6 protein-coding genes are annotated in these 5,166 nt (G+C 77.4%); 4 read left to right on the top strand and 2 right to left on the bottom strand.

The genetic code is table 11. The features are described 5' to 3' along the window. Positions 1 to 1,053, bottom strand: a 1,053-nt coding sequence (gene menE / locus FA014_RS17570; protein ID WP_154730923.1) for an o-succinylbenzoate--CoA ligase, incomplete at its 3' end; no start/stop codon positions are given. Between the two features lie 84 nt (positions 1,054 to 1,137). Here menE and FA014_RS17565 point away from each other — a divergent pair. Next, positions 1,138 to 2,199: a DUF3048 domain-containing protein gene (locus FA014_RS17565; protein ID WP_154730922.1), complete on the top strand. Its 1,062-nt coding sequence runs from the start codon at positions 1,138 to 1,140 to the stop codon at positions 2,197 to 2,199. A 19-nt stretch (positions 2,200 to 2,218) separates the two neighbouring features. Here FA014_RS17565 and FA014_RS17560 read toward each other — a convergent pair whose 3' ends face one another. Then, positions 2,219 to 3,190, bottom strand: a complete 972-nt coding sequence (locus FA014_RS17560; protein ID WP_230323341.1) for a 1,4-dihydroxy-2-naphthoyl-CoA synthase — start codon at positions 3,188 to 3,190, stop codon at positions 2,219 to 2,221. 115 nt (positions 3,191 to 3,305) lie between these two features. Between FA014_RS17560 and FA014_RS17555 the strand changes: the two genes are divergently transcribed. The 3 genes from FA014_RS17555 to FA014_RS17545 form a co-directional block, all read left to right on the top strand. Continuing rightward, on the top strand, positions 3,306 to 3,629 hold the full coding sequence (locus FA014_RS17555; protein ID WP_154730920.1) for a DMT family transporter: 324 nt from the start codon (positions 3,306 to 3,308) through the stop codon (positions 3,627 to 3,629). Continuing rightward, positions 3,629 to 4,213 carry a TetR/AcrR family transcriptional regulator gene (locus FA014_RS17550; protein WP_154730919.1) on the top strand — a complete coding sequence of 195 codons (585 nt, stop codon included), beginning with the start codon at positions 3,629 to 3,631 and terminating at the stop codon, positions 4,211 to 4,213. Before FA014_RS17555 ends, FA014_RS17550 begins: the two co-directional genes overlap by 1 nt. Before the next feature lie 5 nt (positions 4,214 to 4,218). Next, positions 4,219 to 5,166 (top strand): o-succinylbenzoate synthase (locus FA014_RS17545; RefSeq protein WP_328288220.1); only part of this gene is annotated, 948 nt, incomplete at its 3' end.

Here is a 5,166-nt window from a genome sequence, read left to right as displayed (position 1 = left end):
CGCGGCCGCGGCGGCGTCGCGGAGGTCCGCGAGGGCGGGCGCGGGCGCGCCCGCGGCCGGGACGACGAGCGCGACCAGGGCCTGGCCCCACTCGGGGTCGGGGACGCCGACGACCAGCACCTCGCCGACGCCGGGCAGCCCCGCGAGGACGCGCTCGACGGCGGCGGGCGGCACCTTCACCCCGCCGGTGACCAGCACGTCGTCGGCGCGCCCGAGCACCTCCAGCCGGCCGGCCGCGTCCCACCGGCCGAGGTCGCTGGTGCGCAGCCAGCGGGTGCCGTCGCGGACCTCGAACAGCTCGGCGTCCAGGTCGGGCCGGTCCCGGTACCCCGCGGCGAGCACGGGGCCCGCGAGCCGCACGCGACCGTCGTCGGGATCGAGGTCGACGGTCACCCCGTCGAGCGGGACACCGTCGTACACGCAGCCGCCGCAGGTCTCCGACATGCCGTAGGTGGTGACGACGCGGGCGCCGGCGGCCCGGGCCGCGTCGAGCAGGCCGCGGGGCGTGGCGGCGCCGCCGAGCAGCACCGCGTCGAACGACGCCAGCGCCTCCCGGCCCGCGGCCGAGTCGAGCAGGCGGTGCACCTGCGTGGGGACGAGCGAGGTGTACCGGGGGCGGTCGTCGTGCGTCAGGCGCGTGACGGCGGCGGCGAACGCGTCGGCGCGGAACGGCCCGGACAGCACGGCCGGCTCGGTGCCCGCGAGGACCGACCGGACCAGGACCTGCAGCCCCGCGACGTGCGCGGGCGGCAGCGGCAGGAGCCAGCGGCCCGGGCCCGCGAGCCGGGCCTCGGTCGCGGTGCCGGACGCGCGCAGGGCGGCGGCCGTCAGCATGACCTCGCGCGGCGTGCCGGTCGACCCGGAGGTGCGCACGAGCAGCGCCACGTCGTCGGGGACCTCGCCCGCGGCGGACGCCGGGACCTCGCCGGCGTCGTCGGGGGCCTCGACCGGCAGGACCGCGGGACCGGTGCCGTCGAGCGCCGCCGCCAGCGCCGCGGTGAGCTCCGGCACCGCGGCGGGGGTGGCGGGGACGACGCGGACGGGACGGCTCACCCGGCCAGGGTAGGTCCGCCCGTAGAGTGGCGCGGGACGCGCGGCGGCTGCCGCGGCGCACGCAGGCGGCACGGAAGGGTCGAGATGGTTCACAGCACGAGGCGGGGGCTGCGGCGCGCCGCGGCGCTCGCGGTCGGCACGGCGCTCCTGGTCGCCGGCTGCACGCAGGGCCAGGACCCGGCCCCCGACGCGGCGACGGTCGCCCCGACCCTCGACCCGCAGAAGGTCGCGGCGCCCGACCCGGTCGTCGCGCCGACCTGGCCGCTCACCGGCGTGGCGGGCGAGGTCGTGAACCGGCCGTCGCTGGCGGTGAAGATCGAGAACACCGCGACCGCGCGCCCGCAGTCGGGGCTGGAGCAGGCCGACGTCGTGTGGGAGACGATCGTCGAGTTCGACGTGTCCCGGTTCGTCGCCGTGTGGCACTCGCAGGTGCCGGGCGAGGTCGGCCCGGTCCGCTCGGTGCGCCCGATGGACCCGGACATCGTGTCCCCGATGAACGGCCTGCTGACGTTCTCCGGCGGCCAGCCCGGCATCCTCGACCTGGTCGCGGCGAGCCCCGTCCAGGTGATCAGCCACGACGCCGGGGCGGCGGGCCTGTACCGCATCTCGTCCCGGTCCGCGCCGCACAACGTCTACGCGAGCCCGGCGGAGCTCTGGGCGCAGGCCGACGCGAACCACCAGAACAGCCCGGGCGAGCAGTTCGCCTTCGCCCGGACCCCCGAGCGCGCGAGCGCCGTCGTGGCGGGCACCCCCGCGACGACCCTGGCGTTCGACCTGTCGAGCCAGTCGAAGCCCTCGTGGACCTGGAACGGCACCGTCTGGGAGCGCTCGGAGGGCTCGACGCCCGCCGTGGCCGCGTCCGGTGCGCGCCTGTCCGCCACGAACGTGGTGTCGATCGTCGCGGACCACCCGGGCACCGGGTTCGGCGCGCAGAACGGGGCGATCGTGCCGACCTACCAGCTGGTGGGGTCGGGCACGGCGACGCTCGCGACCGGCGGGAAGACGGTGGCGGTGAGCTGGGCCAAGGACGCCCGCGACGCGCCGCTGCGGCTGACGCTGCCCGACGGGTCGCCGGCGCTCCTGGCGCCGGGCAACACCTGGGTCGAGCTGGTGCCGAACGGCACGGGGTCGCTGACGGTCTCCTGACCGGCGGGGCCGGGCCGCGTCAGTACGCGTACGGGAACCGGCTCCAGTCCGGGTCCCGCCGCTCGAGGAACGCGTCCCGGCCCTCGACGGCCTCGTCCGTCATGTAGGCCAGGCGGGTCGCCTCGCCGGCGAACACCTGCTGCCCCGCCAGCCCGTCGTCCGCCAGGTTGAACGCGAACTTCAGCATCCGGATCGCCTGCGGCGACTTGGTCGCGATGATGCGCGCGTACTCCAGCGCGGCGTCCTCGAGGTCGGCGTGGTCCACCACGTCGTTGACCGCGCCCCAGGCGTAGGCCTGCTCCGCGGAGTACTCGCGCGCCAGGAAGAAGATCTCCCGCGCCCGCTTCTGCCCGGTCTGCCGGGCGAGCAGCGCCGAGCCGTACCCGCCGTCGAACGAGCCGACGTTGGCGTCGGTCTGCATGAACCGGGCGTGCTCCCGGGAGGCGATGCTCAGGTCGGCCACCACGTGCAGCGAGTGGCCGCCGCCGGCCGCCCAGCCGTTCACGACGGCGACGACCACCTTGGGCATCGTCCGGATGAGGCGCTGCACCTCGAGGATGTGCAGCCGGCCCGCGCGCGCGGGGTCGATCGCGTCGGCCGTCTCGGCGTCGGTCGAGCCGGTGTACCGGTAGCCGTCGCGGCCGCGGATGCGCTGGTCGCCGCCGGAGCAGAACGCGTACCCGCCGTCCTTGGGGCTCGGGCCGTTGCCGGTGAGCAGCACGGTGCCGACGTCCGAGGTCATCCGGGCGTGGTCGAGCACCCGGTACAGCTCGTCGACCGTGTGCGGGCGGAACGCGTTCCGCACCTCCGGGCGGTCGAACGCGACGCGCACCACCGGCAGGTCCCGGGTGCCGCCGTCCGCGGACCGGGCGACGCCGCGGTGGTAGGTGAGGTCGGTGAGGTCCTCGAAGCCGGTGACCAGCCGCCAGCGCGTCGGGTCGAAGGTGTCGGAGACGCGCGGGGGGAGCGGGGCGGCGGTGGGGTCGGTCACGGTGCCCAGCGTAGGGCGGCCCGGGTCCGCCAATTCTGGTACGGTCGTACCAGAAACGGGCGCGCGACGGCGGAGGCTGCCACCCGGCGCGCCCGGTCCCGGGGAGGGATCACCCATGGCGTGGGCCGTGCTCATCGTGTCCGGACTGCTCGAGGCGGGCTGGGCGCTGAGCCTCAAGGCGTCGGAGGGCTTCACGAAGCTGTGGCCGAGCGTGTCGTTCGGCGTCCTGGCGATCCTGTCGTTCGCCGGCCTGAGCTGGGCGCTGCGCTCGCTGCCGGTCGGCGTCGCGTACGGCGTGTGGGTCGGCATCGGCGCGTCGGCGACCGCGATCCTCGCGATCGTGCTGCTCGGCGAGTCGGTGTCGGTGCTGAAGATCGTGTCGCTCGTGCTCATCGTGGCCGGCGTGGTCGGCCTCAACCTGTCGGGCGCCGGCCACTGATGGCCGCGGGCCGGGCCGGTGGCACGGCGAAGGGGGAGCGGCGGCGTGCCGAGCTCGCCCGGGCCGCCGCCGACCTCATCCGCGAGGAGGGCCCCGCCGCGCTGAGCCACCGGGCGGTCGCGACCCGCGCGGGCCTGTCGCTGTCCGCGACGACCTACTACTACGCCGGGCTGGACGAGCTGGCCGCCGCGGCCGGGTCGGCGCTCGTGGACGACTGGGTGGCGCACGCCGAGGCGGTGCTGTCCCGGGTGCGGGCCGGGTCGGCGCCGGGCGACCCCGCCGCGGTGCTCGTCGAGGCGGTGCTGCCGCCCGGCGACGACGCGACGGTGCGGGCCCACTACGAGCAGCTGCTCGCGGCCGGGCGGGTCCCGGCGCTCGCGGCGGCGCTCGGTGGCGGCCGCGCGCGGCTGGACGCCGTCCTGACGACCCTGCTCGCGGAGCTGCGCCTGCCCGCGCCGGCCGCGGTCGCGCTCGGCGTGGTCGACGGGGCCGTGGTCGCCGCCGTCAGCGAGGGCCGGCCGGTCCGCGCGACCGCCCGCGACCTGCTGCTCGCCGTGCTGGCCGCCGCGCAGCCTCTACGCTGAGCGGCGTGCACGTCTACGCGATCGGACTGCGGACGCGCTTCCGCCGGATCACGGTGCGCGAGGGCGTGCTGGTCCGCGGGGAGGCCGGCTGGGGCGAGTTCAGCCCGTTCTGGGACTACGACGCCGCGGAGTCGGCCGCGTGGTGGCGCGCGACCCGCGAGGCGGCGGACGAGGGATTCCCCGAGCCGGTGCGAGACCGGGTGCCGGTGAACGTGACCGTCCCCGCCGTCGGCCCGGACGCCGCGCGCCGCATCGTGCTGGCCTCGGGCGGCTGCACCACGGCCAAGGTCAAGGTCGCCGAGCCCGGGCAGGGCGCCGCGGAGGAGGCCGACCGGCTCGCCGCCGTCCGCGAGGCGCTCGGCCCCGGTGGCGCCATCCGGGTGGACGCGAACGCCGGGTGGGACGTCGACACCGCGCTCGAGCGGCTGCGGGTCCTCGACCGCGCCGCGCGCGGGCTGGAGTACGCGGAGCAGCCGGTCGCGTCGGTGCGCGACCTGGCGCGGGTGCGCCGGTCCACGCACGTGCCGATCGCCGCCGACGAGTCGATCCGCCGGGCGGAGGACCCGATGGCGGTCGTGCGCGCCGAGGCCGCCGACGTCGTGGTGCTCAAGGTGCAGCCGCTCGGCGGCGTGCGCGCCTGCCTGGACCTGGCCGAGCAGGTCGGCCTGCCCGTCGTGGTGTCCTCCGCGCTGGAGTCGTCGGTCGGGCTGGCGGCGGGCGTGGCGCTCGCGGCCGCGCTGCCGGAGCTGCCGTACGCCTGCGGGCTCGCCACGGCGCAGCTGCTGGCGGACGACGTCGCCGACCCCTCCCTGCTGCCGGTCGACGGCGCGCTGCCGGTCGCGGCGGCGCGTGCCGTGGTGCCGACCGAGGAGCGGCTGGCGGCGACCGCCGCCGACGCCGCGACGGCGGCCCGGTGGGCGGAGCGGCTCGCCGCGGTGCGGGCGGTGGCCCGG

The sequence above is a fragment of the Cellulomonas hominis genome, from assembly GCF_005239125.1.
Classification (GTDB): domain Bacteria; phylum Actinomycetota; class Actinomycetes; order Actinomycetales; family Cellulomonadaceae; genus Cellulomonas; species Cellulomonas hominis_A.
This window is presented reverse-complemented; position numbering and strand designations above follow the sequence as displayed.

Coding starts and splice junctions, on each gene's coding strand:
- FA014_RS17565 (WP_154730922.1), top strand. CDS start 1,138: ATGGTTCACAGCACGAGGCGGGGGCTGCGGCGCGCCGCGGCGCTCGCG.
- FA014_RS17555 (WP_154730920.1), top strand. CDS start 3,306: ATGGCGTGGGCCGTGCTCATCGTGTCCGGACTGCTCGAGGCGGGCTGG.
- FA014_RS17550 (WP_154730919.1), top strand. CDS start 3,629: ATGGCCGCGGGCCGGGCCGGTGGCACGGCGAAGGGGGAGCGGCGGCGT.